The organism is Pseudomonas sp. H1_D05 (assembly GCF_054682705.1).
Genome location: NZ_CP162825.1, coordinates 6,145,644 through 6,172,473, shown reverse-complemented (window position 1 = coordinate 6,172,473; position 26,830 = coordinate 6,145,644). Strand labels below are relative to the sequence as shown.

Here is a 26,830-nt window from a genome sequence, read left to right as displayed (position 1 = left end):
TCTGTCACGCGTAACACGAACACACCTCACAGCCTCGCGAAAGCGGGGCTTTTCGTTTCTGGAGAACGAGCCTTATGAGTTTCTTCCACGGCGTCACGACCACCTCGGTCGATACCGGCGCACGCACTATATCGTTGCCGTCCTCGTCGATCATCGGCCTGTGCGACACCTTCAGCCCCGGCTTGGTCGGTGGCGGTACTGCAAAGGCCGGCGAACTCAAGCTGATCACCACCGAGCGTGAAGCCATTGCCGCATTCGGCGCCGATTCGGCGATCACCAAGGCCTGCCAAGCGATCTACGCCAAAGCCAAGGCGGTCATCGTCGCCATCGGTGTGCCGAAGATGGACGACCCGGCGCTGCAGACCTCGGCCATCATAGGTGGTGTCCTGGAGTCCGGTCAGCGTACTGGCCTGCAGGCGCTGCTCGATGGCAAGAGTCTGTTCAACGCCCAGCCGCGCTTGCTGATCGCACCCGGCCATTCCGCCAACCAAGCGGTGGCCACGGCCATGGATAGCCTGGCGCAGAAGCTGCGGGCCATCGGCATCATCGATGGCCCATGCACCACCGATGAGGCCGCCATGGCTTACGCGAAAAACTTTGGCAGTCGCAACCTGTTCATGGTCGACCCGGGCGTGCAGTACTGGGATACCGGTGAAAGCAAAACCGTGGATGCGCCCGGCTCGGCATGGGCGGCCGGCCTTTTCGCCTGGACGGACGCCACCTATGGTTTCTGGGCCTCGCCTTCAAACAAGGAACTCACCGGCATCACCGGCACCACCCGCGCCGTCGAGTACCTAGACGGCGACGAAACCTGCCGGGCCAACCTGCTCAACAACGCGAACATCACCACGATCATTCGCGACGACGGCTACCGTCTGTGGGGCAACCGCACGCTGTCGAGCGATCCGAAGTGGGCGTTCGTTACCCGTGTGCGCACCCTGTTCATTCTTATGGATGCCGTGCAGGCCGGGCACAAATGGGCGGTCGACCGCTCGATCACCAAGACCTACGTCAAGGACGTCACCGACGGCCTGGAAGCGTTCATGCGCGACCTGAAAAATCAGGGTGCGGTGATCAACTTCGAGGTATACGCCGATCAGGAACTCAACACGGCCACCCAGATCGAGCAGGGCAAGGTGTTCTGGCGGATCCGCTTCACAGACGTGCCGCCGGCCGAGAACCCGAATTTCCTTTTCGAAGTCACCAACGAGTGGATGACCGAAGTGCTTGAAGCCGCCTAAGGAGGCCACCTGATGATTCCTGAAGTCCTGTCCAACTGCGCCGGGTTTATCGACGGCGTGAGTTTTGCCGGCGAGATGCCGAGTCTGACGCTGCCCAAGGTCGTGCTGAAAACAGAAACCTACCGGGGCGGCGGCATGGCCGGTGAGATCGAGATCCCGACCGGCGTCGAAAAACTTGAGGCCGGGTTCACCACCAACGGCGTGCGTCGCGAGGCGCTGAAATGGTTCGGCCTGTCCGACCGCACAGCGTGCAACGCCGTTTTTCGAGCCTCGTTCAAAGGCCTCAAGGGCAAGGTCACGCCGGTCATTGTGACCATGCGCGGCGGACTCAAAGAGGTCGACATGGGCGACTGGAAGGCCGGCGAAAAAGCCGAGAGCAAACACAACATGGCGCTGACCTACTACAAGCTCGAAGTCGGCGGTCGGTTGATCTACGAGATCGACATGGTCGGCATGGTGCTGGTGGTCGACGGCGTCGAACAACTCGCTGAAGAACGCACGGCCCTAGGCCTTTAAGGACATACGCAATGACTCAAGCAATTCAAGTTACACCCGAACAGTCGCTCCCTAAGTGGATGGAACTGACCGATGAAGGGTTTCGTATCAGCCTCAAATACCCGACGGAACTCAATGGTGTGCAGGTCGACCGCCTGACTATGCGTGCACCTTGCGTGCGGGATGTGCGGGCCGCGCAAGCGGCCTCCAACGGTGATGTCGAGCAGCGGGAATTGTCGCTGTTTTCCTCGCTGACCCAGACCTCCGAGGCGGATCTGGTGGGGCTCAAGATGGTGGATTACATGCGCTTGCAGGCCGGCTACTTTCGTCTGGTCACGGACGACTAAGTGCGACGGTTCTACGTTGAAGATCCTGGCCAAGCGTATGGCGAAAGAGACCGGATTCTCGGCAGCCGAGATCCTGGCCATGTCCTTCAACGAACTGGTGTGGTGGCTCTCCGATTGAGCCACCGCTTAACCAACCTTGCACGTAAGGTCCGCACATGGCGAAGAACCTCGCACTCGGCTTTGTCATTGGCGGCGCCGTCGATCCGACGGTAGGCAAAGCGTTCAAGGACGTCGAAAGCAAGATCAAACATTTGGACACTGTGGGCAGCAAGGCCCGGGTGCTGCAGAACACCATCGGCGACACCATGCGTCTGCGCGATGAATGGCGCAAGGCGCACATGACCGGCGCCGCCGGCGCCGACAAACTGCTGAGCAAGTACGAAAAGAACCTCGCACTCCTGAAGAAACAAGGCGTCGAGGTCGGGCGGCTGAGCAAGGCCTACGCAACAATGGGACGCGTGGCCGCCGGCGCCGAACTGAAGGCGTTGGGCCACCGGCAGATCGAGGAGGGACGGTCCGGCCTGAAAAGCACCCTCGGTCAAGCGGGTGCCCTGACCGCAGCAGCTGCCATCCCGACCAAGGTCAGTGCGGACTATGGTGCGATCATTCGCGACATTGCGATCAAGGCCAACATTGCCAACACGCCGGAAGAGGCGCAGCTGTCCAAGACTGTGATCGACACGTCACGCGATACAGGCATGGCGCGTAATCAGGTGGCCGAAGTCGTCAACGCCCTGGTCGGCGCCGGTATGGAGTTGGACAAGGCGCTGTCCTATGCACCGACCGCAGCCAAGTTTGCGGTGGGCCAAGGATCGGAAGGCACTGAAACGGCGAAGATGATCAACGCATTGGGTCAGAACGCCAAGATTACCGATCCCAAAGTGATGCAGCGGGCGCTGGAGGCCATCGCCTACCAAGGCCAGGCGGGCAGTTTTGAAGCGGTCGACATGGCCAAATGGTTTCCTGAGTTGCTGGCCGGCATGGGCAAACTGGGTATCACCGGCATGGATTCGGTGACGCAGTTGGGCGCGATGCTGCAGGTGCAAATGAAAACGGCCGGTGGTTCGGACGAAGCGGCTAACAACCTCAAAAACTGGATGGAGAAAATCGGCTCCGGTGAGACGGTCAAGGCCTACCAGAAGGCCGGGATCGACTATAAGGGGTCGATGCAGACCGGTTTGCAGAATGGCAAATCCACACTGGAATCCAGTTTTGCCCTGGCCCAGAAGTACATCGAAGCGACTGATCCGAAGCGAGCCGCCGAGATGGCCAAGGCCACAGCGGCGATCAGTAAGGAGGCTGACCCCGAGAAAGCCAAGGCCATGATGAAGTCTCTGGAGGAGGCTTTGCGCACCGGTGACCTGTTCGCCGATATGCAGGTCAAGGCCGCGCTGACCGCGTACATGCAAAACAAGGATCTGTATGAGCAGCTGAAAAAGGATTCCGCCGGGGCGACCGGGATCCTCGATAAGAACCTAGCCGAGCGCCGGCAAACCTCGGCGCAGAAATGGTCCGAAATGGCCCAGTCGATGGACGATGCCATGCGCAGCATCGGCGATGCGATCCGGCCGGTCACCGACGCTGTGGCTGACGGCATCAACAACGTTAGCCGCAAGCTATCTGGCTTCGCCGATGAGTTTCCACGGGTCACGCTCGGCATCGGCACGGCCGTGGCTGGGCTGGTCGCACTGAAGGGCGTCGTCAGCGCGTTCAAGGTCGGCAAGGGCATGATGAACCTCGGGCGTGGCACGCTGATGGGCAATCCGAATATCCCGCAAAAGGTGATCGTTACCAATCTGCCAGGCGCTGGGAGTGGGCTGGATGCCGGCGATATGAATGACGGGGAGGGCAAGAAGGACAAAGGCGGTAAGGGGCGCGGCAGTAGAGGTAGTGGGCGCGGTGGCCAAATCGCCGAGGGCATGAAAGGTCCGGTGATCTTCGCGGCCATAGACGCCGGTTTCAAGGCCTACGACACCTACCAGAATGCCGAGACTCAGGACGAAAAGGCCGAAGGTTACGGACAAGCGGCCGGCAGCCTAGCCGGCACTTTGGCCGGTGCAGCCGCCGGCGCTGCCATCGGCACGGCGGTGCCGATCATTGGCAACATCGTTGGCGGCGCGATTGGAGGTTACATCGGTTATATGGGTGGCGATCTGGCCGGCGGAATTCTGGGCAAAAAACTGTTCGGCTCCGACGAGTCGCTGAAGCGAATGCCGGACGCTGGGCCATTGATGATGGCCAACGCTGGAAAAAACCTGCCGCCGGTGATGGGCGACATTGCCAAGTCATTCGAACCCAAGTCAGCTCCTGGTCCATTGGCTCCTGCTGCAATGGGCGATGTGGCCCGCTCGTTGGCCGCACCCGCCAGTGCCCCAGTTCCACCGGCACTGCTGGCCGCTCCAACTCCGGTCGCCAGATCTGAGGCGCCGAAGGTTGAGCAGCGAGTCGAGATATCGGCGCCGTTGCACATCACCGTCCAGGGCGATGCGAAGGATCCGGCGCAAATGGCGCGTGAGCTGCAGCCCTTCATCGCGCAACAGATGCAGCAGGCCACGCAGCAGTTGCAGAACCGCCAACTGTACGACCAACCGGATGTGTAAGGAGGGCTGATGGCCTACATGGAGCAACTGCAGTCAGGGCTCAAGCAACTGGCGGCAGCAGGAGAGACCGGGCGGCGCAGCCTCGACGGCATGATGGGCCCGGTCAACGGCGCCATCAGCGAGATCAGCGGTGCGGCCTCGGAGCTGGAAGGCATTCCATTTGTCGGTCCGGCAATCGGGGAAAAGCTGCAACGCGTCATGCGCAGCGTCAACGCCGCGCAGGCCAAGGTCGGCCAAGTGGTGGCCACCTACAACAAGGCCACCCGCGCCGTGTCGCAGATTGATGAACGGATGGGCGAACTCAAGGAACAGGCAGCGCGGGCGTCCACTGCGATCAACAAGATCGCCGGCAAGGTGAGTCCATCACTGGGGAACATTCTGCCGACCGGATCGCTTGCCGGTGACGCGACGCCGGTACCGGAAGCGGTGAAGCCGTTTCCGCACCTGTTAATCGTACAGCCGCTGGATCCCAAGGCGGTCCCGTACTACTTCAACCTGGACACCGCCGCCTTCGACGAGCTGCGGCGCTCGACGGAGTACCGCTGGGCGTCGCAAGAACGGTTGACCCGCCGTCCGGCGCAGCAAGCGGTGGGCATCGGCGAGGAAAAAATCACCCTCAAGGGCGCGATCTTCCCGAGCTTCAAGGGCGGAATCAAGCAGTTGGACACCCTGCGCAGTCTCGGTGCCCAGCTCCTGCCTCTGTCCCTGACCACTGGCTATGGCGACGTGCTCGGCACCTGGTGCTTGAAGAACGTCGAAGAAGAACAGAGCGCGCTGCTGCAGGGCGGCATCCCGCGCAAGCAATCTTTTACCTTGGAGTTTGTACGCTATGGCGATGACCTGCAGAACGTCTGACGGAGATCTGCTCGATACCCTGTGTTACCACGCTTATGGGCATCTCAACGGAACGGTCGAGGCGGTGCTGGACGCCAATCAGGGCCTGGCCGACGAGCCGCAGCCGTATCGCGCCGACATTGTGATCGAGCTGCCGGATCTGCCGGCGCCCGACGACAGTGAGGTGATGCTGTGGGGCTGACATGTCGACTGGATTTGTGATGGCAATTTGCTAGAAAAATCCGGCACCGATAGACTTGTCATTTTTAGGAAAATGCGAGCGCCATTACATGGAAAAGTCGACAGAACTGAGAGAAGTCAAACGCAGTATCAAAGAGGAAATCCCTCATCGCATCATCTGGTTCGTCATCTCCGTTGCAGTAATAGCTCTATTAGCTTTGATCCCAGTGATCGGCTGGATTTTGGCATTGGTGATGGTGTTTGCGGTTTTTACAAAGATTTTCGGTTCTCGGGAATCCTTTCTGGTCGGCAACTGCCCTACCTGTACCAAATTGTTGCCTGTCCCTGATACAGACGTTTTTGCTTGCCCCGTTTGCAACAGTGTTATTGCTGTAGGAGAAGACAGCCTGACCATCGTTAAAACCGACTGATCTGCAATGCCATGTAGCTAGCAGAAAAGATGAAACCTATTAAGCCCGCCTTGTGCGGGCTTTTTATTGGACGAAACAATGACCCCAATCTTTCGTGTCGTGGCCGACGGCGCCGACATCACCCAACTGATCAATGACCGCCTCCTGCAGCTGAAGATCACCGACAAACCGGGTATGGAGTCCGACGAGTTCGAACTGCGCATCGACGACCGCAATGGCGCAGTGGTACTGCCTCCACGCGGGGCCAGTATCGAGATTTTCCTGGGTTACGTTGAAACGTCGCTGACTCGCATCGGCCGCTATGTCGTAGACGAGATCGAGCTGTCCGGCCCGCCGGACACATTGGTGATCACCGGCAAGGCCAGCGACATGCGCGGCAGCGGCAAGACTACCCGTAGCGGCAGCTGGGAAAACGTGCCGTTGTCGAGAATCGTCGCCGACATAGCGGCCCGCAATGGCTGGCAGGCGGTTTGCCCGGTGCAGACAAAGGTGCCCCGCGCCGATCAGCTCAGCGAGTCGGACTTCAATTTCATCACGCGCCTAGCCAAGCAATACGACTGCACGGCCAAGGTGGCCGACGGCAAGCTGCTGGTGATGCCGCGGCAGGCCGGGCAGAGCGCCTCCGGCAGGACGTTTGGTGTTGTGCTGATCCAACGGCGTGACGTGAGCCGCTTTCAGTTTCGTCTCGGTGATCGCAACACGCACAAGGCGGTGTCGACCAAGCACCAGGACAAGAAAACCGGAAAGCTCGCCGTGGTCACTCTGGACAACGACGAATCGCCGGACGGCCTGCCGCCGGTGCATACCGACCGCCACATCTACCCGAACAAATCAGCCGCCGAAGCGGCAGCCCAGGCACGCCTCACTGCGTTCAACCGCTCCACCGCCGGTGTCCGGCTGGAAATGCCCGGACGTACCGACCTGTTCGCCGAACGCTCGATCAATGCCCTGGGGTTCAAGGTCGGCCTCGATGGCGAGTACCTGGTCGATTCGGTGGAGCAAGTGTTCACCCAGTCCGGCTGGAGCACGACGGTCGAGTGCAACGGCGGCAAGAAGGGCAAGGCGAAAGCCAAAGGCAAGAAGAAAAAAGCGGCGAAGGATCTGAAGGTCGTTCAGCTCAACTAAGAGCGTCGCATCCCCACACCTCAAGGAGACATCGATGTCACTGACCGAACAGCAACTGCACTCCATCATGCCCAACGCCCGCCGCCAAGCGGGCGTTTTTGTATCCGCGCTCAACGCAGCCATGGCCCGCCGGCAGATCAACACCCCGAAACGCCAAGCCGCGTTCCTGGCTCAAATCGGACACGAGTCAGGTCAGCTGCAGTACGTGCGGGAGCTGGGCGGCGATCAATACCTGAGCAAATACGACACTGGTGCCCTCGCCGCAAAACTGGGCAACACACTGGCAGCGGACGGCGATGGCCAGCGTTATCGCGGTCGCGGGCTGATTCAGGTTACCGGCCATGACAACTACCTGCGCTGCAGCCTGGCACTGTTCGGTGACGAGCGCTTGCTGCGGACTCCTGAGCTGCTGGAATTGCCGCAATGGGCTGCTGAATCGGCGGCATGGTTCTGGTCGGTGAATGGGTTGAACACGCTCGCGGATCAAAACGAATTCAACACGATCACCCGCAGGATCAACGGCGGTCTCAATGGCCTGCAGGATCGGCTGGAACTGTGGGGGCGGGCGAGGGCGGTTTTATGCGTCTCAGCGACCTGATACCTGCTCCTTATCGGCTGCTGGGCAAGGTGGTGCTGCTGATCGCCTTGGTCGGTACTTCCGCCGCCATTCCCTGGCAGGTGCAGGACTGGCGCTACGGTAGTTGCCTCAGCGAGCAGTCCCGACTACACACCGAAACCCTCAATCAGATGGCCCAGGCCACGGCCGCGCAACAGCGTGCCGAGCAGGACAAGCGCCTCGCGCTCGAGCAGCGTCTGGCAGCCAGCGAACAAACCCATTATCGAGCCTTGAGCGATGTCCAACGTGATCAAGGTCGCCTGCGCGACCGTCTTGCCACTGCTGATCTGCGCCTGTCAGTCCTACTCGACGCCACCGCCGGCGCCGGCAATGGATCGCTGTCAGCCACCACCGCCACCGGCGGCGTGGTTCATGGCCCCACAAGAGCCGAACTTGACCCAGCGCATGCTCAACGAATTATCGGCGTCACCGATGACGGCGACCGGGGGCTGATTGCCCTCGCGGCCTGTCAGGCATACGCCAAAGAAGTTTCAACACCGAAGTAAAAAGAGCGGCCGGTCCAGATGCGTCAACATCCGGATCGACCGTCGTCCCTGCAGATGGTCCCTGCAAGTCCAGCCAAGGCTCTTGCTCCGTGCACAAAGCGCGGCGAGCCTAGCACCTGTTTATCCATACAGTAAAGGTCTTGCTTTTTATGTCTACACCCATCATCCCTTGGATGGGCGGCAAACGCCGCCTGGCCGACCGCCTCATTCCGCTTTTTCCGCCACACGAATGCTACGTTGAAGTCTTTGCCGGCGGTGCCGCGCTCTACTTCATGAAGCCCCAGCCATCGCCGGTCGAAGTCCTCAATGACATCAACGGCGACCTGGTCACGCTTTACCGCGTCGTGCAGAACCACCTCGAAGAATTTGTGCGCCAATTCAAATGGGCGCTCAGCTCGCGGCAGGTGTTCGAATGGCAGAAGATGACCCGCCCCGAAACCCTTACCGACATCCAGCGCGCCGCCCGATTCTTCTACCTGCAGCACCATGCCTTTGCCGGCAAGGTGTCGGGTCAGACGTTCGGGACGGCGACCACCGCACCGGCCATCAACCTGCTGCGGATCGAGGAAAACCTCTCGGCTGCGTGGCAGCGCCTGTCCGGTACCTACGTCGAAAACCTCCCCTGGCTTGAATGCGCTGAACGCTACGACCGTGCCCACACCTTCCATTACATGGATCCGCCTTACTGGCAGACCGCCGGCTATGGCGTCGACTTTCCGTTCGAGAACTACGAACGGATGGCCGACTTCATGCGCCGCTGCAAAGGCAAAGTGATGGTCAGCATCAATGACCACCCGGACATCCGTCGCGTGTTTGAAGGCTTCCACTTCGAAACCTTGGACATCCGCTATAGCAACACCAATCAGCGCCAAGGCAAAGTTGAAGTGAGCAGTGAGCTTGTGGTTATGAACTGGGCCCCCGCTGCGTTGGGTGCTTTGTTTTAGTGCAATTACACCGGTATTAACAGCGGGCATTGAAGAATGGCATCTCTAGAGTTTAATCGGAACCGCCTAAGTGACGTTATTCAATGCTTGCAGTTGGCTCTATGCTATGCGTAGCTTTAAGGTGGCAGCCGGAGGTGCATTATTCTGCTGTGATAGTCATAATGCTGCTTGCGGTACTACGCCGGTTTTCAACTGCGTTCGTATTGCAATGACCTACTTAATTGGTAAAAAACTAATTTGGTTCGTTTGGGTGTTTACCTACGTATGAGGGTCCTATGTCGCTTTTTCACTATACTGATGCTGCAGCTGTACTCTCAATTATCGGGAAGAGAAAGCTTTGGCTTACCGATATTCGATTCATGAATGATTCAGATGAGGCGTTAGATGGTGCGAGATATGTAGCTAAAGAAATTCAGGATTTAATTAAGTCTGGTGACGTTGTAACTGATCAAGCATTGTTTCACTTGCAAGATTTTACAATTGAAAATGTGAGCGAATGGCTTGCTGAGCAGCATGCTTTTATCGGTTCATTTAGCACGGTTGGAGATCATTTGGTTCAGTGGCGCTCTTATGGGAATTATGCCATTGAATTTCATGAGACGCTTAAAGCTCATCTCGCGCCTGTGCAGGCATGTGTTTATAATGTCGAAACCAAGGTGAGGCTGGCCAAAGCTCTAGTGGCTGAAGCACGGAAGGAAATTTCAAAGGAATTGATGAAACATGATGATGGTGATGGCTACGAAATTGCTAGGGCTCTCTGGAATTTAGGTGATGCTGTTAATCTATTTAAGCATCAAAGTTTCATAGAAGAGAATGAAATGCGAATTTGCCGGTTGGAATCGGCTCACTCCCCGCTCATTAAGTACCGCGTCCGTAATGGAATTGTTGTTCCATATCTTGAAGTTGATTTTGAATCTAGTCATGTTAAAGCTGTACATATTGGTCCTATGAAAAATCAAGATCTCGCCGTCGTGTCGATGAAGTCATTTATTAATAATTTTGAAATTGAAAATGAGAAGAGAACTCCTTGGGTCGATTTTAGAATTAAGGTAGTGCCATCCTCGATCCCATATCGCGAGTTTTGAGATTGGTAGTTGGCTTCTAGTAGCTAGGTCAGGTTCTTCCCCTTGTTTCAGTGGTGTTCATTGCATGAAGCATCGGGTGATGGGCCTCGGGATTTTGCAATCGACACTGCTGGTCGTCGAGATCCGAGCGCCACTGATAGGGGGAATGCTAGAGTCGAGTTCGCAGGGTGAATGCTGATTTTATGTACAGTAGAGAGGGGCGTAGCTTGGACAGGCGTTAGGCGACTAGCTATTGGTGCCGGAAATGGGATGAGATTGCTATACGAAGCCTGAACAGTGGAATATGCTTACCGCTGTGCGGTGGTCTGGAATGGTTTCACGGATCTCGGCTTGAGTGGCCTCGCATTGGTCAATTTGAACGTCGTCTCCTTTCATGTATTTATAGGTAAAGTACAGCCCATATGCAATTACAGCGGACCTCAAAAACGTCAGACTGGCTGGGTCGATACTATACCGCGCAGGAAGTTGCTGGTCTTTTGATTAGCTCAATGTCAATTGATAAGCCAACAACCGTGATTGAACTGGGTGTCGGAGATGGCGCGCTTATTCGTGAAGCAACCCAGCGGTGGGTAGATGCAAAGTTTATTACTGTAGATATTGATGAAGGTGCAGAAAAATATCTACCTTTGAATATTTCAAGTGACTCAATGCGCCACCATGTTGGAGATGCTCTAGAATATAGTCTTGATAAAAGGCTCGGCGTCGACTTCGGATCTATCGACTCCGCCGTTTGCAATCCTCCCTATCTTCGTCCCAAGTGGCGTCAGCACTTCAGTGAGATTCTAGAAGAGGCTGGCCTTCAAAGCGTTTTACCTAAGCTTGGATGCGTTCCAGCAGAGGTCTTGTTTATAGCGCAGAATTTAAGATTTCTTCGGGTGGGCGGGAAGCTAGGTCTCATTCTTCCAGATGGAATAATAGCTGGTGAGAAATTCTCAGCTCTGCGTAAGTCTCTTACTACGACGCATCGAATAGAGCGAGTAATAGAGCTTCCTCGCCGTATATTTCGCAATACTGATGCGAAAGCCCATATTATGGTTCTATCTAAGAGTTTGTCTCCGTTTGATAGTATTCAGATTCAAAGGCTAGAATCGAGCGGAAAACTTTCTCAGGTAATAACGGTTCCTTCGGAAGAAGCAAGTTTCAGGCTTGATTACTCTTATTTGGCTGTGAGTAAGAGTAAAACGAGTAAGAGGCAGGTGGTGCTTAAAGACATAGCAACGATGTTGAAAAGAGGAACGTTCAGCTCCGTCGAGAGAAAGAATAGTCGGATGAATATCCTGCATACGACGGACTTTTCTGCTGATCGCCTAGATGTGCCTAGGAAGTTTAAGACGAAAAAAGCACTAATTAGTGATGCTAGTATTGTTGTTGCGCATCCTGGTGATATTTTAATAGCCAGAGTTGGTCGAAATCTTAACCAGAAAATATGGAGAGTTACCTCGGGCGCGGTAATAATTACGGATTGTATACTTTTGCTACGAGTCGACCCCATCTATGCAGATAGGGTGTTCGACTACCTTATTAGTGATGCGGGTCGGCAAAGCTTGCTCGGCATAGCTCATGGAGTTGGAGCTAGCTTTATCACTGTAGAGGGGCTGCTAAATTTAAGGATTGATATTGTATAAGCTGAATGGACTCGCTTTTAGTGTTTGAGATGTACGATCACATGATGCCATGCAGAAATTTCTGTAGATCTTTTTACAACTCTTTCAGGGTGGTCGTAGTATAGAGAAGTCGATATCTCGTTTCCTTTTGTTTCCAGTAAGAACAGCGCGGCGCCTACAGCATGTGGCTTAGTTCCAAGTGGTGAAACAAAAAAGCATCCGCGCTCATCTCCTAGCTGATGATACAAACTCCATAGTGTTAAATACGACTCCCTTATCGAGTTGGCTTGGCAGTACATAATGGATCTTTCATTAATGTCTAGGTCCTCTAAGACCGCTAAATGGGGGCGTATGGTGTTAGACTCCCAGCCTGTTTGAAAAGCGGGAACACCAATGATCATCTGGAAATGGTAGCGATCGGGATCATAGTCGCCACGCTGTTCTATTGCATTACGTATACGGCCAGGCTCAAAGCCGAGAAGAAAAACATGAGTGGCTCTCATGGAGGGATCATATTCGTGAGCAAAACCTTGAACTGACTGAAAGTGACAGTTCTGAGTCAAAGTAAAGTCTCTCATTCGAGAATCAACTACGCCTTCTCTTCGAGTGTACCGTTTCGGTTCAGCATACAAAAACTCTATTTGTGTAAGCTTCAAACGTTTTGCTACAAGTAAGACCTGTAAAATTTCACCAAGACCAAGAGTAGTTGTATCTAAGAGAATACGATTTTTCAGATGGAAGATTTTTGTAAATGCATCCCTTAATACCGGCTTGTCATTGATGTAGGTTTGTTGGTTGGCCGCGTCAAATCTCAAGCGAAAGACTTCGCCTGCCACCTTTTTTAATGCAGCGATACTTGCGATGCCACGCTGGTCTACTTCACCCCCAACAAACGCAACTTCAGTTCCTACTAAAGTGTCGGGAATTTCTACCGATATCTTCGACGTAAAAAGATAATCTCCCTCCTTTCCTTCATTCATAGGGGACCTCACCAAACAAATCTATTTGCTCTGGCTCACTGGTATCCTGCCTTCCAAGCTCCCTTACTAAAGCGTCCCGAACCTGTTGGTCGCCCTCAAACATTTGTAAGAGATGAGAGGTATTGAAGTGAAGACTTCGCTTTTTCCTATATGAGATTTGGAAGTAAGGAGAGAATATCGGATTGAGCGTGTAGTCCGACCCTATTACCCCAAGTGTTTTCATTTTTGTTTCTCTGGAAAGAAATAGAACTGACCATTTCTCCGCTTCCAGTAGATATCGATTGAGTTTTTCGCTGAGATCGCCACTTGCTATGGTAAAATGATTGATTTCTGGTTCGCTTTGTTTTTCACTTCTGTGGCGCTGCCTGAAAATCGACCCTAAACATAGCGCTAGAGAGTAAAGCTGAGGGCCAAACGCCCCAAACCCGCTGACAGTGTTTAGAATTGACTCACTTGCTAAGTAGATCGCGTGTGCTTGTACTGATGCTGGAACTACAGGCAATACTTCTTCATCGCTAGGCTTATACTCCTTGAAAATTCTATGTATTAACTCTAGTAGATGTCGCACGTTCCCTCTTGCGATCATGGTTAAAACAGTAAATCCTGAAAATAAAATGGATGTGCGTCGAGCGTCTATGTAGATCGAGTTAATGCATCCAAATAGATTATTGGAAATCAGTGCGCTCTTTAAAGATAGCCTCGTTCCTTTGCCTTTTTTGAAGTCGTTGAACTCTTTTAATAAAGTTTCTGCGTTTTCTCGGTCTCGATTAAGTAGCGCTGGCATAATAACTGATATTTCGGGGTATTCAATATCAATGAAGCTCTCGGCTTTTAGTTCGCTGCCTTTTTTATGCAGCGCTAGACGCAGTTTGTGCATCAGGCGTTCAAGTAATTTCGTGTCTGTTAGTACCTCTACTGCTGCGGCTTTTAGCGATACGCGGGGCAGCATTTGTTCTGCGGCACTTACTACAAGTTCTTGGTATTTTGGATTGTCGTATCGATCAGCTATATGGTCTATCGATCTAAGATGTTCGGATACGATTGGAAGATGATTTTGGAGTTCAGGGTCATGCTCGGCTAATCTAAAGAACAGCAATTCGGCTGCAAATACGTCGAAGTCCTTGGCAATGTATGACTCTAGCTCAATTACTCGATAGTCAGATATGTCTTGGATCGACTCACCACCAATTGTTTGCTTTGTGTGCCAGCCTTTAGGCTTTAGAGCAATATTGTATATGAGTGGTGGAGATCCATGTTTCAACAGCCCGTTGATGAATCGCTGCTGCTCATCTCTGAGATTTTCATATTCATCGATAAATATCCCAAAGGTTGTTTCCGAAAGATATGGGAGTTGGTCTTTTAATGTTCCAATTAAAGCTCTTAGGAATGCATCTGCCGGTAGGAAAATTGGCCTTGGACATGTGTCTAAGTTATTCACCCACATTGCCAATTTGGTGCGGCTTTTTTGTAGATTTTTCTCTAGGTCTATAATGCTATCGCCTAAGCTTTCATCAAAATCTTGCAATACTGAGATGCTGAGGTTGTCCAGTAGTCCAAACCGTTGCTGTCTTTCTGGGTTGCAATTCAGGTTTTTTAAAGCTCGAATAATTTCTTTGCCGAACTCACATGCCAACATATGTTCAAACGCAGATCGCCATGTCTCTGCAGATTGTTCGCCGCCCGCGAATGAATTTAAAAAGTTCGTATCGGCCCTCCAGTAAAGGCCGATATGGTTTAAAATGTCTTCCGGTAAATGTGGTCGTCTAGACGAAAATTGTGTTGCGTGGCAGAAATAGCGTAACAGAGTGGTTTTTCCTGTGCCACGACCACCGATAATTACGATCGCTTTGCTCTGTGACTTTATTTCAAGGTCGTTAAGAAAGCCAGGAACAACAAAGTCCGACCAGTTGTCTTCTTTAGTTTCCTCGTTTCGATTCTTTGAGAAGATTTCAGGAAGTTTATGTATCATACTTAGCGCTCCAGTAAAGGCTGCCAGCCAGTTGATTCGTTGTCGTACCAAAAAATCGGTAGAGAATTGTTTGGAGTGGCGTGGCTAAATCCAAAAGCCAATGAAAGATTACCTGTGCCGAAAGCTCCAGTTGATCTAGGGCAGAGTCCCTTTACTTTTGCGAATTCTGAGTACCATTCTTTTGCTTCGGTTGCTGAAATTGTTCCTTGTCCCAGACGGTTCCAAACATCTTCAGAGAAGAAATCATGTGACTTATCAAGTTGCTCTGCGAAGATGACTTGCACGCTAGGTAATACATTTTTCAGGTGCTCAAGCCCTATTTCGTGGGCGATCACTGGGGCATAATAGTACTTTGCATTGTCAAGCAGTTGGTCGAATCCCCATTGGTTAAAGAAGGTTTCGAATTGTTTGCCTGAACCTAAAAAATCATCTACGAATATTACAGTGTCTATTTCGCGATTGCGGATTTTCGCTGCCGCTTGCCATGGCCAGCAAATCCATTTGTGTCGGATCTGCATAATCCGCTGAAGACGCCGAAGAACAAGCGGGCCGGATTTCGTCGGCGGATCCGTTTCACAAATTACGGGAACCACTCTTAAATGAGCTTCATCTCGTCCTGCAAGTTTGAGCATCAGTTCATCATCAGAGCACCCTGAAAAAATTTTCCCTTGGAGGTTGCTCCTAAATAGCGCTCTGAGACCAGCTTCAAATTGCGAAGATGTTCGAAAAATCAAGTGATCGAGTAAACACGCTGCAAAGAACTCTTCTTCTGGCCCTATAAATTGGTTTAGCCAACCGTCAAATCTGGCTGTTGGAATCTCCCACAAACCTCGACTAATCAGATAGCGGCTATCTGATTTTACCGACTCAACGAAACTGGATGCGCTATCTGGTAATTTCAATTTGCCAATCCATAATTTTTTTCATCAAACGTCCATGGTTCGTAGGAATAATTCATTGGGGAAGATGATGGATTTCAATAAATTAGTCGGTGTTGTCGGTCGTTATCGACCAGGAGGATTCGCCGAACAATAGGCGAATTGACGCAGCATTTCTAGGTATAGTCGTCGTTCAAGCCCCCAACGAGTGCTGCCAACTCCCTCTAAATCATCCGCGCCTCAGTAGCGATTCGAAGATTTTCGTATGTGCCTGTGGGAAATGACCGAGTTGCGCGGGTGGATCGATTCCATGAAAAACATCGGATGCCCGCTCAGAAAGGGCAGCGGTTAGGCGCATTTTGGGATGCCGCTTAGGGCAAAATTAGGGCAGATTGGGGGCCTCTGGAGGCCGTCATACGCCGAGTCGGAGAGTCGGATATCCTGTATTTTATGGCCTCTAGCGGTCTGCATTGAAAGATGAAGGGGTTCGAATCCCTATCTAATTCTTTACGGATTGATAGAGAAATAATGCAGGTTGGCTTGATGGGCGCTGGGTATGACTCACCTATTCTTTAGACGGTGAGCCAAATATATTGAGGAGATTGCAGCGTCTAAACAGGGTAAGGCAAATGCGCTCTAATCATCTGAGCGTACTGGTGAAGACCGCGTTTCTCTAGTTCGCGCACGAACACAGGCCACGGCGGAATGTTGCTCATATAAGGTTCCGGCCCGGTAGACAATCCGCCGCCCGGTCCAATTGAGAGACCGCCACCGGGCCCGATTGAGAGACCGCCCCTTGGCCCAATGGATAACCCGCCGCCGGGTCCAATCGAAAGACCTCCCCCTGGCCCAATTGATAGCCCACCGCCTGGACCAATCGACATGCCACCGCCTGGGCCAATTGACATACCACCGCCTGGGCCAATCGAAGCCCCCCGCCCGGCCCGATTGACATTCCACCGCCCGGCCCAGTCGACAGTCCGCCTCTAGGGCCAGAGTTTTGATTCCTGTTCCACATACTCGGCTCTCCCATGCAGGTTGATAGAAAGTGATGTTAGCTGCAATTGAGCCTCATCACATTCGCATAGAGTGGCTGTGTAGCAATCCGCTCGGTAAGTCACGAAAAAAGTTTCCGTATGTCCAGCGAGCGTTCCAGCTATAGCCATGGTCCCCGAATTGGAAGAATCGATGGGGTAAAAATGAGGCAACTCAAATGCCAAACAATGCCTAATACACTAACTGCCTGAGATTTAAAAAAACCGTTTAACCCTTTGTTTTCGGCACTTATGGACCTTGCAGCGTTAGTACTCCAACACGATCGTAGTGTGGCGGTTTAGAGACGTTTGCTTCGGAGCTTTGCCAAGCCCTGCTTTATGTGTCCGGCGTTCTCTCCAATCGCCCACAAGGCCCCCCGGACGTTGTCGCCGACCTCGGCCAAACCTTGCTGTTCAGCATGAAGCGTGAGCTCCATCAAAGCTGCTTCCAGACCGAGCTGATTCTGGTACATCCTCTCCAGCACATCCGATAACGAATATTCGTCTGCCATAGCATCGACTCCTGTCGAAAAAGAAAGAGCATAGTACCGGTAGTGCGCTTTGTAGGCGGTAAACGATGCATGCTTAGAAATTGCTACAAAGCATTGTGATTTCGAGGGATGAGCCAGCGTGGCCGGGCGGTAAACGAGGGGCTACGCCCAATCCATCATCGGGGCGACGGAGAAGCGGCGGGAGAGTGGGGCGGTGATAGGGGACATTGGCGGTTCTGGGCTGGGTGTGGCTGGGAGGTGGGGAGTTTAACAGGATTGGCGGAAGGAGAATTACTGACTCTCTAGAAGGTTTTTGGCCAGAAGCCCTAAGAGGCGATGTCAAAGCAATAAAATTATTTCAGTGTATAGGCATATAATTATCGTCGTGATATGAGTGCGTACCTTCCTTGTGTGGGTAAGGATGTCCATAGGGTTGGTTTTCTTTCAGCGTTTTATAATGGTGGGTGTAAATGGATTTCGAGTTTACATATACAAGGCTTGCGCGGACAGAGGCAAGTGAAAGTTATGTGGTGTGGCTTCGCGAAAATGGAAGTGACTCTAAAGATCGATTAGGGTTTCTTGAGCTGCATTTTGAGAGGCGCGTTGCTCATGGTACTTTAATAATTGAAAGAGAGTTGAGTTCAGAAGTTTTGGGATGGATAGTATCTAAGATCGATGATGAGTTGGTAAATTATGAAAGGGAGGATTTTATTGTTTCTGTTTATCTAGGGGAGGAGGTTGGTTATTATTCGGATGTAATTGGTGAGGAGGAAAGGTCTTATCAGAAGGCCACTCGTGGTGATTTGAATGAGATTCACAAAACTATATCTAAAGTGATAGGTCGGCAGCAGGCTGCAAAGGGGAAACTGACAGAGCATGCAATATGTAGTTATTTTGAAAAGCTAGGTTTTCAATCAGAGATTGCTGATTCGCACTTAGATGCTGCAAAGGTCGATGTGGTAGCTACTTCCACTGAAGAGGTTTTGTATGTGCAGTCCAAGGCCGGCGTAATTTCAAGCTCCGAGATTCGAAAAGTTGTTTCGTCTGTTTCCAAGATTTCAGAATCGTCCGATCGAGTCGTATCGGCAGTTATCATCGCTAGAGAGTTTCCAATGGATGCAGAGATAAGGCGTCGCTCTCTAGAGTCTGAGTTTGGTGTTAATGTTATGTATATTCAGTTGTATCAAATATTGGCAGCTAGTCCTGAATATCGAAGAGCCCTCGGAGGGTAGTCGTGAATGTACCCCGAAAAGATGACTGACTTATTTTTATTGTTTTTGGCTGATATATAAATCCGTACCCTTTTTCGTTGTTCCCGTGAGCGAGGTAGCAGCGAAGGATGTATTCAACTCGATAAAGAATTAGACGCAGGATATGTCGGCGCAGTTTGCGCATTCCACCGCAGTTAATGGCCACCGTTCCGCAGAACGCTGCCGGATTTTTGTTCGATTCGGGAGGCAGCATGGATCTATGCTGCCAATGAGCTTGAGCGATTCAAATGCGGATGTTGCACCTGAGTGATTGGATTGGAGCGGAATTTATTCGATTTAAAATATACGGAAATTTGGGGGAGTAATAAACTCCCCGTTTTGGTGTTCTGGTGATTATTCACCATCCTCATACATTGCCAAGAAGTTTGCGATGTCAGCTGGGTGATCGTTGGGTACCCGACCTAATTTGTCACATGCATCATCTAGCAGGCGAATGAACTCTCGGGCATCTGAGAAGTAGTTTCGAAATGCCAATCTAACTTCTTCACTTGAGTCCGCTCGTACCAATACGATGTCCTTGTTTGGCATCTGCTTCTCTAAGTCGAATAGCGCACGTAAAGCATCTGGCGCGTCACGGTAACTCTTTACTTCAAGCTCTCCAGATTCGGAGAATATTAAAATGGTGTTCCGTTTGTCGGATATTTCGCCCTTCGCCTCATTAAGGCCGCGTAGAGTTTGAAGTAGCGAGAGCTCTTTATCTAATACCAGAAAACGCTCAAGTAGCTCCCTGTCGGTAATTTCGGGGTATGGTCCCTTTAGCCCCTCATGTGCTCTGGCCAGAATTTCACTAGCCAAGGCCATAGCTTGTTCGTATCTACGATCGCCTTGTTTGAATTTTGGTTGGCTTTCGGTAATAAATCCAATTACCTCGATTGCTGTCGCCCAAGCATGCTGAACCAGCGTCCGATATTGAATCTCAATATACAAACCTGCAAGGTTCTGACCTGCTATCGAATTTACATCGTATTCATAGACGTCATGGATTCCCCTATAACCAGTGTCTTTCGGATTGTTTATATAATGGTACTTCTCTTCGTCATTTCGTCTTTTGTGTTTGAATCGCGCTTTGTGGAATTTTTCTCGGAAATCATAGAGCTCTTTTAGGCTTTGAAATATCAGTCGACAGCCAGCCACATCGTCCATTCGAGCTAGTTTCATTCCCGGGAGACGTCGAAGCTTGTTAAAAATAGTATTTTTACGCTTGTGTCGTTGAGCAACGATAATGTCAGTGTATTTTGTGCGAGTTCTTAGAATAGCTTGGAAGGTGTTTAAAACGCCCCTGTGCGCCGCTCGCCACTCTTCAATAGTGTCCAAGTCTTCCTTGCTCGCGGCATCAATGCGCACGTTGTCGCCCGCTCTGCTTACGCGCTTTCTTGATCCCCCGGGATAAATCGCTTCTCCAGCCATTTCGAAATCCTTTCTTTGATCGGTCGTCTTGCTGTGGTGCGCACGCGCATCAGCAATTTGTAATCTAAAAAACGAATAAAAGCCATCAGCAACCAAAGGTTCATTGGGGCAAGGGGATTGCGAATGAGCAAAGAATTTGTGAGTTTCCGACAAACTCATTGAATGTTAGAAACGGGGACGGATCTATTTACCCGGAACGGGCTCAATTTTTCAAATTACCTACGTAAATCTTTCAATAATTCTGCGTTTGTTTAAAAACGTATCAGCGTCACCATCCATGCCCTACACCACCTTGCGCCTCCCCCTACACCTAAGACAGAATCCCCCGGCTTGTGCGTCTAGCCCGCAGGTTCTATCGTCCCCACATCACTGAAAACCAGTGTTCGGGTTTGGTAGCCCGCTTCGTGTCTAGATGCATCGCATCACCAATTTCAGTCGCTTCCCTAGGACTCGGATTTCATGGTGGTCATGCGTGGGGCCCATTCGTGGGCGCCGGGTTCTAGTGCGACCGGTCTACCAACCCGCGTATGGCCGCCACCCATCGTTTGGTAGCGTGGGTGATGGCTTCTTTTAGTAATCGCGCTAGAGGTTCCATCTATGTTCAAAGTAACGCCCAACCCACCAGAAACCGATCCCGCATCCCCCTACGAATCCCTCAACTCCAAAAAACTCCACGAAGCCGCCGAGCGCGCGCTCGATCACTACCTCCTTCCCGCCGGGCACATCATGGCCAGCGTCAACGAGCCCGAGCGTATGTACCTCGCCAACCCGAAGTACGACTCAGAATCCCTGTTGGCCAATGCCAGTGAAACGCTGAGTTCCGCCTCGGAAATGCTCAACAACTTCGCCGCCGCACTTGACCCCTCGCACCGCAAAACCGCGCTCGGCATCGCGCAGGTGGTGATGTTGGGGGAATTGGCGGTGAATCAGGCGTTGGATAACGTTGAGGTGAAGGCGTAAATCAGTTCCCTTTGTGGTGAACGGCTCAGCCGTTGCCACGGAGGGGCTGTTCGCACTGGGCAAAGCAGCCGGGATGAGGGTGAGTAAATGGACACGGTGATGGCCATTTAGTAGCATTCCGCGCCTTTACTCAGGAGTCGCCGCACCATGGAAGCTACATCGTCCCAAGCTTGGTACAACACACGTCCCGCCGTTGTCTTCATGGCCGTTTTTTATTGCGTTGTCGTGTTGATTCAGGCCGGACTGTGGGTGGCTCATGACGGGTTTCAGCAAGCGCGGGAAGGGGATATTTCGTTTCTGATGCTGCTGAACGTCTGCGTGGTGGCATTGTTGATGTTTGTCGGCGGCTTGCTGTTGCTGGCGAGAAAGAAGATCAGTTCTCTGTGCTTTGTTCTGGCGTTGATCCTGGGAGTTGCCTTTTCTCTGTCGCAGATGAACAGCGGTTCGGTTGTGCATCTGCTCACCCTGCCGATGTTCAAAGAATATGCACTGGTGTTTGGTATCTGGGTGTACAGCCTGCAGTTGCGTACGACGGGTTATTTTTCTGCTAAATAACCCCCTCTGCATTGCCCGTAGCGCCCTATTGGCTAAATAGGCCGGGCGCTTGATTTTCAGCTATTTACGTGAAGAGAATTTATGTCTGCTCCTGATAAGCCAAAGCTGCCGTTGCAAGCATTCGTGATGTCGTGCCTGGTGGCCGGCTGGGGTCTGGTGTATGCCGGTCAGGTGAAGTGGGCGGTGCGTGTTGCCGCTTTGCTCTATCTGGGGGTGATTTTACTCGGTGTCTGCGGGGTGCCTGCCACGCCAGTGGGCCTGTATGTCTTCGCTACGTTTATCGTCCTGGTGAAACTCGGCTCGGCCACGGCAGCTGCGATATCGGTGCGTAGAAACGACCATCCGGTGAACAGCCCCAGCACCCGTTTCCATGTGCTTTACGTGGTGGCGCTGGTCATTCTCACGCTGATTCTTTTGGGGCCATTGCGAGGCCCGACGCTGGGGTTCAAGACTTACTTCATCCCCTCTGGCTCGATGGTTCCGACCCTTTCGATCGGTGACTATATCGTCACCAAAATGCGCATCGACGCGCCGCAGGTGGGCGACATTGTGACTTATCGCTACAACGGCACGGAGGCGGTCAAACGTGTGGCGGCAGTGGGTGGCGATACCTTGTCGATTGTTGATGGTAAGGTCATTCGCAACGGCGAAAACATGGGGCTGTTCTTTGCACCGCCAGAGCGCGTGAAGAATCCTCGTTATCTGCAAACGCCGCCGACGGTGGTCGAGAAAGATCATGTTTATCTGCTGGGTGATAACCGCGACAGCAGTAACGACAGCCGCTTCATGGGCCAGGTCGCACTCGAAGACATTACCGGTAAAGTCACCGGAATCTGGTACTCATCCGATCGGTCGAGGATTGGCACAGCCTTTCAGTGAAAACAAAAGCCGTCACCTTAAGGTGACGGCTTTCGCTTGCAGATCTAGCCAAACTGACTCGCCGACTCAACCGCAGATTTCGGCTTCCTCAACCGCGTCAACTGGTAAGCAATCCCCAGCCAGACAAACCACCCCGGCATCACCATCAGCGCAATCCGCGTATCAGGCCGCAACGCCAGCAACCCCAGCACAAACCCCAAAAACGCCAACGAAAACCAAGCCATCGGCACGCCGCCGGGCATCTTGTAAGCCGATTTCGCATGCAGATCCGGACGTTTTTTGCGGTAGGCGATGTAAGACGCAAGGATGGTCGACCAGGTGAAGATCACCAGAATCGCCGACACGGTGGAGACGATGGTGAATGCGGTCATGACTTCCGGCACGATGAACAGCACCAGTACGCCGACCAGCATCAACAGCGTGGTAAACGCCAGACTCAGCAGCGGCACGCTGTTGCTCGACAGTCGGCGGAATAGGCCGGGCGCGTTGTCTTGATTGGCCAGCCCGAACAGCATGCGGCTTGATGAGAACACGCCGCTGTTGGCCGATGAGGCCGCCGAGGTCAGGACTACAAAGTTGACGATACCGGCCGCTGCGGGAAACCCGGCGACGAGGAACAGTTCGACGAAGGGGCTTTTGACCGGGGAAACCTGTTGCCACGAGGTCACGGCAATAATGCAGGTCAGCGCGAGGACGTAGAACAGGATGATCCGCAGCGGAATCGAGTTGATCGCTTTGGGCAGGGTTTTCTCCGGCGAGCGGGTTTCGGCGGCGGCGGTGCCGATCAACTCGGTGCCGGCGAAGGAGAAGATCGCCATTTGGAATCCGGCGAAGAAGCCGAACAAGCCGTTAGGGAACGCCGCTTGTTTGTCCACCAGGTGACTCAGGGACGCGGTGACGCCGCTGGGCGAGACGAAGGAGCTGGCGATCAGCACGGTGCTGACGCCGATCAGGGTCACGACGGCAATGATCTTGATGATCGCGAACCAGAATTCCACTTCACCGAACAGCCTGACGGTCAGTACGTTTAGCGCGAACAGGGTCGCCAGCATACCGACGGCGGGTATCCACGCCGGTACGTCGGGGAACCAGTACTGGAAGAATCCGCCGACCACGACGGCATCGCCGATCACCGCCACGCTCCAGCTCAGCCAGTACGACCAGCCGAGAAAGAACGCTGCGCGTGGGCCGAGGTAGGCACCGGCGAAGTCGGCAAAAGTTTTGAAGTTGAGGTTGGACAGGAGCATTTCGCCCATGGCGCGCATGACGAAAAACACGAACAGACCGATGATCATGTAGATGAGGATGATCGACGTCCCGGAGAGGGCGATGATCTTCCCGGAACCCATGAACAGGCCGGTACCGATGGCACCGCCCATGGCCATTAACTGGATGTGACGATTGCTGAGCGTGCGCTGCAGCGCGGGCTGTTCGAGCAGCCCGGAAGGGTTCGATTTCATTGCAAAACCTCTTGATTTTATGTTTTTGAGTTTTGGCAGAAAGTAGGTGTCGAGCGTTCTTGTTAGAGGTGCAGCGGCTGATCACAAGGTGATTCGCCCCCTGTGGCTTGGGGGCGGTCATTACCGATCAACTGACGGTACGCAGACGCGACGCTTTGGCCGGTTGCGGATCCAGCAGTTGGAAGAGGTTTTTGATGTTGGCCGGCGTCGGCACCAGGTGGACGCGCTGGCCGATTTGCTGTGCCTGAGCCAGGTCTTTGAGGTAGCGCAGTGACGAAAAATCTTCCAGGGCAAAGCCCACGGAGTCGAACACCGTCACCTGCGCATCGTTTTCGCGTCCGGCCACTTCGCCCTGCACAATCCGGAAAAACTCGATCACCGGGGAATCAGCTTCCAGTTGCTGAATGTCGCCTTCTATGCGGGTTTGCGGCTCGAACTCGATGATGACTCGGGCGTTGCGCAGGATGTCGGCGTGCAGTTCGGTTTTACCCGGGCAGTCACCGCCGACCGCATTGATGTGCATGCCGGGCTCGATCATCTCCGGCGTCAGAATGGTTGCGTAGGCTTTGTCGGCGGTGACCGTGGTGACGATGTCCGCGCCCTTGACCGCGTCCTTCACGGAGCTCGCCAGAATCACTTCGATCTGCGGGAACGCGGCGAGGTTGTGCTTCAGTTTGAGGGACGCTTCGCGATCGATATCGAAGATGCGGATCTGATTGATGGCCAACATTTCGTGAAAGGCCAGCGCTTGGAATTCACTTTGCGCACCGTTGCCGATCAGGGCCATCGAAGTCGCACCTTGGCGCGCCAGCGACTTCGCGACCAGTGCCGAGGTGGCTGCGGTGCGCACGGCGGTGGTTAAGGTCAGTTCGCTGAGCAGCGTGGGATAGCCACTCTGCACATCAGCCAGAAGCCCGAAGGCCATGACCGTCAGCAAGTTCTGCTGGCCGTTGTTCGGGTGGCCATTCACGTATTTGAAAGAGTACTGCTGGCCGTCGTCGGTCGGCATCAGCTCGATCACGCCGTCCGCCGAGTGATTGGCCGTGCGCGGTGATTTATCAAACTGCGCCCAGCGTGCGTAGTCCGCTTCGATGTAGCCGGCCATTTCGCGGATGGCGCGGTGGATACCGACTTGGGTGAACAGGCGTGCAGCATCATCGACATCAATAAAAAGCGTCATGTTCTTGTTCTCCGATCCAGTCATTGAAAGGTTGTAGTGCGGCGGGCGGCTCAGCTGCGTTTGCTCTCGAAGCCATGCAGCACGTTGACGGCATTGATGCCGATTTCATCGACCATGTAGCCGCCCTCCATGACGAACAGGGTCGGGCAGCCGACGCTGGCGACCAGTTCACCGATGCCGATGAAGTCCTCGCTTTCGAGCAGGAAGTGGCTGATGGGGTCGTCCTTGAACGTGTCGACACCGAGGGAAATCACCAGCACTTCAGGGGCGAACTGCTGAAGCTTTTTGCAGGCGTGGAGCAGGGCGTTGCGGTAGCTCTCCCAGGTGGTGTTTTTCGGCAGGGGATAGTTGAGGTTGTAACCCTCGCCGACACCCGCGCCGACTTCGTGGCTGTACCCCGAGAAGTACGGATAGGACACCGCCGGTTCGCCGTGCAACGAGACGAACATGACGTCGCTGCGCTGGTAAAAAATGTTCTGCGTGCCGTTGCCGTGATGGAAGTCGACGTCGAGCACTGCGACGCGTTTGGCGCCTTGGGTGATGGCTTGTTGCGCGGCAATGGCGGCGTTGTTGAGGTAGCAATAACCGCCCATGTATTCGCGCGCGGCGTGATGGCCGGGCGGACGGCACAGGGCGAAGGCACTGTCGTGGCCTTCATCGATCAGGGCCAGGCCGGTGAGGGCAATATCGGCGCTGGTTTTTACCGCTTGCCAAGTCGTCGCGGTGATCGGCGAACCGGCATCCATGGCATAGAAACCCAGCTTGCCATCGATGAAGGTCGGCACCTCTTCGCCGGCCAGATCGCGCACCGGCCATACCAGCGGCAAGGCATCGTGAGTGCGACCGGTTGCGCGCCATTCGCTCCAGGCATTTTCCAGAAAACTGACGTAGCGCTCGCTGTGCGCGTTGACGTAGCACGAGCGATCAAACGCGCGCGGTTCGACGATCTGCCCGAGGCCGACCTGTTTGACGCGGTTATGCACGGTGTCGGCGCGACTCGGTTGCTCGAAAGAAGGTTTGAGCACGCCGTCTTTCAATTCGGTGCCGTGGTGCAAACGGTGGGAATCACTGAAAACTGTAAACATTCTGCGCATCCGTTATTGTTGGCCTGTGCAAATATTCTGTTCCGGCTTGGCCGCGCTTTCTTTGCTTTGTTTTCGTGGTTTGGTCGATTATTCGGGCGTTTTTACTCAGGAATGGCGGCATGCAGAAAAAAATATCCAAACGCATCAGCCTCGACGAGACCGACCTGGCAATTCTTGAGTTATTGCAGGAAGACGCCAGCATTTCCAACGCTGAACTCAGTGAGCGGCTGTCGCTGAGCCTTACGCCGTGCTGGCGGCGGCGCAAGCGCATGGAGGAGGCGGGGGTCATCAAGGGCTATCAGGCCAACCTTGATCGGCGAATGCTCGGGCTGGATATCATGGCGTTCGTGCACATTCGTTTTTCCACCCACGCCGACCACGCGCCGGACGCCTTCGAGGCGGTGATTGCGCAATTGCCGCAGGTGGTGGCCTGTCACAAAATTACTGGCGATGCCGATTATGTGTTGCAGGTGTTGGCGGAGGATCTTGATAGCTACAGCGACTTCATTGAGCAGGTGCTTCGGCGTCAGGTGGGGATTGCTTCGATTCAGTCCAGCCTGGCGTTGCGCGAGGTCAAGACTGGTAGCCGGATTGCGATTCCTAAATCGGGAAAGGACTGAACGGGCAGAGGGGCAATCATCTTTTCAGTTTAAACGCGTTGTATGTCGTTGAT

Annotated in this window: 26 protein-coding genes; 18 read left to right on the top strand and 8 right to left on the bottom strand. The window is 53.5% G+C overall.

Annotated features, from left to right (window positions below; translation table 11 throughout):
- Window positions 1–74: 74 nt before the first annotated feature.
- The 13 genes from AB4O11_RS27675 to AB4O11_RS27615 all read left to right on the top strand — a co-directional run bounded on the left by AB4O11_RS27675 (window position 75) and on the right by AB4O11_RS27615 (window position 12,029).
- Window positions 75–1,241, top strand: coding sequence for a phage tail sheath subtilisin-like domain-containing protein (locus AB4O11_RS27675; RefSeq protein WP_460129508.1), 1,167 nt, complete (start codon window positions 75–77; stop codon window positions 1,239–1,241).
- A gap of 12 nt (window positions 1,242–1,253) precedes the next feature.
- Window positions 1,254–1,757, top strand: coding sequence for a phage major tail tube protein (locus tag AB4O11_RS27670; protein ID WP_460129506.1), 504 nt, complete (start codon window positions 1,254–1,256; stop codon window positions 1,755–1,757).
- An 11-nt stretch (window positions 1,758–1,768) separates the two neighbouring features.
- On the top strand, window positions 1,769–2,083 hold the full coding sequence (locus AB4O11_RS27665) for a phage tail assembly protein (protein WP_460129504.1): 315 nt from the start codon (window positions 1,769–1,771) through the stop codon (window positions 2,081–2,083).
- 155 nt (window positions 2,084–2,238) lie between these two features.
- Entirely contained in the window at window positions 2,239–4,683 is a 2,445-nt protein-coding gene (locus AB4O11_RS27660) for a phage tail tape measure protein (protein WP_460129502.1), read from the top strand.
- A gap of 9 nt (window positions 4,684–4,692) precedes the next feature.
- Entirely contained in the window at window positions 4,693–5,538 is an 846-nt protein-coding gene (locus AB4O11_RS27655) for a phage tail protein (RefSeq protein WP_460129500.1), read from the top strand.
- Window positions 5,513–5,719 (top strand): tail protein X, encoded by a 207-nt coding sequence (locus AB4O11_RS27650; protein ID WP_460129498.1) that lies wholly within the window; start codon window positions 5,513–5,515, stop codon window positions 5,717–5,719. Before AB4O11_RS27655 ends, AB4O11_RS27650 begins: the two co-directional genes overlap by 26 nt.
- Window positions 5,720–5,807: 88 nt before the next feature.
- Entirely contained in the window at window positions 5,808–6,128 is a 321-nt protein-coding gene (locus tag AB4O11_RS27645) for a hypothetical protein (protein ID WP_433898192.1), read from the top strand.
- Window positions 6,129–6,206: 78 nt separating this feature from the next.
- Window positions 6,207–7,253, top strand: a complete 1,047-nt coding sequence (locus tag AB4O11_RS27640) for a phage late control D family protein (RefSeq protein WP_460129496.1) — start codon at window positions 6,207–6,209, stop codon at window positions 7,251–7,253.
- A 34-nt stretch (window positions 7,254–7,287) separates the two neighbouring features.
- Complete coding sequence (locus AB4O11_RS27635) at window positions 7,288–7,851, top strand: glycoside hydrolase family 19 protein (RefSeq protein WP_460129494.1); 564 nt, start codon at window positions 7,288–7,290, stop codon at window positions 7,849–7,851.
- Complete coding sequence (locus tag AB4O11_RS27630; protein WP_460129492.1) at window positions 7,833–8,375, top strand: lysis protein; 543 nt, start codon at window positions 7,833–7,835, stop codon at window positions 8,373–8,375. The genes AB4O11_RS27635 and AB4O11_RS27630 overlap by 19 nt, the downstream gene beginning before the upstream one ends.
- A gap of 149 nt (window positions 8,376–8,524) precedes the next feature.
- Window positions 8,525–9,319 (top strand): DNA adenine methylase, encoded by a 795-nt coding sequence (locus AB4O11_RS27625; protein ID WP_460129490.1) that lies wholly within the window; start codon window positions 8,525–8,527, stop codon window positions 9,317–9,319.
- Window positions 9,320–9,594: 275 nt separating this feature from the next.
- Window positions 9,595–10,404: a hypothetical protein gene (locus AB4O11_RS27620; RefSeq protein WP_460129488.1), complete on the top strand. Its 810-nt coding sequence runs from the start codon at window positions 9,595–9,597 to the stop codon at window positions 10,402–10,404.
- A 401-nt stretch (window positions 10,405–10,805) separates the two neighbouring features.
- Window positions 10,806–12,029 carry an N-6 DNA methylase gene (locus tag AB4O11_RS27615; RefSeq protein ID WP_460129486.1) on the top strand — a complete coding sequence of 408 codons (1,224 nt, stop codon included), beginning with the start codon at window positions 10,806–10,808 and terminating at the stop codon, window positions 12,027–12,029.
- A 17-nt stretch (window positions 12,030–12,046) separates the two neighbouring features.
- On the opposite strand, the gene AB4O11_RS27610 is transcribed toward AB4O11_RS27615, so the two are convergent.
- From AB4O11_RS27610 to AB4O11_RS27595, 4 genes are all read right to left on the bottom strand, one after another.
- The gene (locus AB4O11_RS27610; RefSeq protein WP_460129484.1) at window positions 12,047–12,988 is read right to left on the bottom strand and encodes a hypothetical protein; all 942 of its coding nucleotides are present in this window, start codon (window positions 12,986–12,988) and stop codon (window positions 12,047–12,049) included.
- Window positions 12,981–14,957 (bottom strand): ORC-CDC6 family AAA ATPase, encoded by a 1,977-nt coding sequence (locus AB4O11_RS27605; protein WP_460129482.1) that lies wholly within the window; start codon window positions 14,955–14,957, stop codon window positions 12,981–12,983. Before AB4O11_RS27605 ends, AB4O11_RS27610 begins: the two co-directional genes overlap by 8 nt.
- Before the next feature lie 2 nt (window positions 14,958–14,959).
- Window positions 14,960–15,859, bottom strand: a complete 900-nt coding sequence (locus AB4O11_RS27600; RefSeq protein WP_460129480.1) for a phosphoribosyltransferase-like protein — start codon at window positions 15,857–15,859, stop codon at window positions 14,960–14,962.
- Window positions 15,860–17,168: 1,309 nt separating this feature from the next.
- Window positions 17,169–17,381 (bottom strand): hypothetical protein, encoded by a 213-nt coding sequence (locus AB4O11_RS27595; RefSeq protein WP_103369846.1) that lies wholly within the window; start codon window positions 17,379–17,381, stop codon window positions 17,169–17,171.
- Between the two features lie 449 nt (window positions 17,382–17,830).
- Between AB4O11_RS27595 and AB4O11_RS27590 the strand changes: the two genes are divergently transcribed.
- Complete coding sequence (locus AB4O11_RS27590) at window positions 17,831–18,592, top strand: hypothetical protein (protein WP_007915516.1); 762 nt, start codon at window positions 17,831–17,833, stop codon at window positions 18,590–18,592.
- Window positions 18,593–18,964: 372 nt separating this feature from the next.
- Here AB4O11_RS27590 and AB4O11_RS27585 read toward each other — a convergent pair whose 3' ends face one another.
- On the bottom strand, window positions 18,965–20,197 hold the full coding sequence (locus AB4O11_RS27585; protein WP_460129478.1) for a RelA/SpoT domain-containing protein: 1,233 nt from the start codon (window positions 20,195–20,197) through the stop codon (window positions 18,965–18,967).
- 438 nt (window positions 20,198–20,635) lie between these two features.
- Here AB4O11_RS27585 and AB4O11_RS27580 point away from each other — a divergent pair, with 438 nt between their 5' ends.
- The 3 genes from AB4O11_RS27580 (at window position 20,636) to lepB (ending at window position 22,432) form a co-directional block, all read left to right on the top strand.
- Entirely contained in the window at window positions 20,636–20,998 is a 363-nt protein-coding gene (locus AB4O11_RS27580) for a DUF6124 family protein (protein ID WP_095050540.1), read from the top strand.
- A 147-nt stretch (window positions 20,999–21,145) separates the two neighbouring features.
- The gene (locus AB4O11_RS27575; protein ID WP_460129476.1) at window positions 21,146–21,553 is read left to right on the top strand and encodes a hypothetical protein; all 408 of its coding nucleotides are present in this window, start codon (window positions 21,146–21,148) and stop codon (window positions 21,551–21,553) included.
- Between the two features lie 81 nt (window positions 21,554–21,634).
- Window positions 21,635–22,432, top strand: a complete 798-nt coding sequence (gene lepB, locus AB4O11_RS27570; RefSeq protein ID WP_093433792.1) for a signal peptidase I — start codon at window positions 21,635–21,637, stop codon at window positions 22,430–22,432.
- Window positions 22,433–22,476: 44 nt separating this feature from the next.
- Here lepB and AB4O11_RS27565 read toward each other — a convergent pair whose 3' ends face one another.
- The 3 genes from AB4O11_RS27565 to AB4O11_RS27555 form a co-directional block, all read right to left on the bottom strand.
- A complete protein-coding gene (locus AB4O11_RS27565; protein WP_460129473.1) occupies window positions 22,477–23,892 on the bottom strand; it encodes an amino acid permease in 1,416 nt (471 codons plus the stop codon).
- A gap of 127 nt (window positions 23,893–24,019) precedes the next feature.
- The gene (locus AB4O11_RS27560) at window positions 24,020–25,072 is read right to left on the bottom strand and encodes an ornithine cyclodeaminase (protein ID WP_460129472.1); all 1,053 of its coding nucleotides are present in this window, start codon (window positions 25,070–25,072) and stop codon (window positions 24,020–24,022) included.
- 50 nt (window positions 25,073–25,122) lie between these two features.
- On the bottom strand, window positions 25,123–26,157 hold the full coding sequence (locus AB4O11_RS27555; protein WP_460129470.1) for a histone deacetylase family protein: 1,035 nt from the start codon (window positions 26,155–26,157) through the stop codon (window positions 25,123–25,125).
- Window positions 26,158–26,276: 119 nt separating this feature from the next.
- Between AB4O11_RS27555 and AB4O11_RS27550 the strand changes: the two genes are divergently transcribed.
- The gene (locus tag AB4O11_RS27550; RefSeq protein ID WP_099756755.1) at window positions 26,277–26,777 is read left to right on the top strand and encodes an Lrp/AsnC family transcriptional regulator; all 501 of its coding nucleotides are present in this window, start codon (window positions 26,277–26,279) and stop codon (window positions 26,775–26,777) included.
- Window positions 26,778–26,830: the final 53 nt, after the last annotated feature.

Coding starts and splice junctions, on each gene's coding strand:
- AB4O11_RS27635 (WP_460129494.1), top strand. CDS start 7,288: ATGTCACTGACCGAACAGCAACTGCACTCCATCATGCCCAACGCCCGC.
- AB4O11_RS27665 (WP_460129504.1), top strand. CDS start 1,769: ATGACTCAAGCAATTCAAGTTACACCCGAACAGTCGCTCCCTAAGTGG.
- AB4O11_RS27565 (WP_460129473.1), bottom strand. CDS start 23,892: ATGAAATCGAACCCTTCCGGGCTGCTCGAACAGCCCGCGCTGCAGCGC.
- lepB (WP_093433792.1), top strand. CDS start 21,635: ATGTCTGCTCCTGATAAGCCAAAGCTGCCGTTGCAAGCATTCGTGATG.
- AB4O11_RS27550 (WP_099756755.1), top strand. CDS start 26,277: ATGCAGAAAAAAATATCCAAACGCATCAGCCTCGACGAGACCGACCTG.
- AB4O11_RS27625 (WP_460129490.1), top strand. CDS start 8,525: ATGTCTACACCCATCATCCCTTGGATGGGCGGCAAACGCCGCCTGGCC.
- AB4O11_RS27575 (WP_460129476.1), top strand. CDS start 21,146: ATGGAAGCTACATCGTCCCAAGCTTGGTACAACACACGTCCCGCCGTT.
- AB4O11_RS27595 (WP_103369846.1), bottom strand. CDS start 17,381: ATGGCAGACGAATATTCGTTATCGGATGTGCTGGAGAGGATGTACCAG.
- AB4O11_RS27615 (WP_460129486.1), top strand. CDS start 10,806: ATGCAATTACAGCGGACCTCAAAAACGTCAGACTGGCTGGGTCGATAC.
- AB4O11_RS27580 (WP_095050540.1), top strand. CDS start 20,636: ATGTTCAAAGTAACGCCCAACCCACCAGAAACCGATCCCGCATCCCCC.
- AB4O11_RS27650 (WP_460129498.1), top strand. CDS start 5,513: ATGGCGATGACCTGCAGAACGTCTGACGGAGATCTGCTCGATACCCTG.
- AB4O11_RS27645 (WP_433898192.1), top strand. CDS start 5,808: ATGGAAAAGTCGACAGAACTGAGAGAAGTCAAACGCAGTATCAAAGAG.
- AB4O11_RS27660 (WP_460129502.1), top strand. CDS start 2,239: ATGGCGAAGAACCTCGCACTCGGCTTTGTCATTGGCGGCGCCGTCGAT.
- AB4O11_RS27585 (WP_460129478.1), bottom strand. CDS start 20,197: ATGAGTTTGTCGGAAACTCACAAATTCTTTGCTCATTCGCAATCCCCT.
- AB4O11_RS27560 (WP_460129472.1), bottom strand. CDS start 25,072: ATGACGCTTTTTATTGATGTCGATGATGCTGCACGCCTGTTCACCCAA.
- AB4O11_RS27605 (WP_460129482.1), bottom strand. CDS start 14,957: ATGATACATAAACTTCCTGAAATCTTCTCAAAGAATCGAAACGAGGAA.
- AB4O11_RS27610 (WP_460129484.1), bottom strand. CDS start 12,988: ATGAATGAAGGAAAGGAGGGAGATTATCTTTTTACGTCGAAGATATCG.
- AB4O11_RS27620 (WP_460129488.1), top strand. CDS start 9,595: ATGTCGCTTTTTCACTATACTGATGCTGCAGCTGTACTCTCAATTATC.
- AB4O11_RS27590 (WP_007915516.1), top strand. CDS start 17,831: ATGGATTTCGAGTTTACATATACAAGGCTTGCGCGGACAGAGGCAAGT.
- AB4O11_RS27675 (WP_460129508.1), top strand. CDS start 75: ATGAGTTTCTTCCACGGCGTCACGACCACCTCGGTCGATACCGGCGCA.
- AB4O11_RS27655 (WP_460129500.1), top strand. CDS start 4,693: ATGGCCTACATGGAGCAACTGCAGTCAGGGCTCAAGCAACTGGCGGCA.
- AB4O11_RS27640 (WP_460129496.1), top strand. CDS start 6,207: ATGACCCCAATCTTTCGTGTCGTGGCCGACGGCGCCGACATCACCCAA.
- AB4O11_RS27670 (WP_460129506.1), top strand. CDS start 1,254: ATGATTCCTGAAGTCCTGTCCAACTGCGCCGGGTTTATCGACGGCGTG.
- AB4O11_RS27630 (WP_460129492.1), top strand. CDS start 7,833: ATGCGTCTCAGCGACCTGATACCTGCTCCTTATCGGCTGCTGGGCAAG.
- AB4O11_RS27555 (WP_460129470.1), bottom strand. CDS start 26,157: ATGTTTACAGTTTTCAGTGATTCCCACCGTTTGCACCACGGCACCGAA.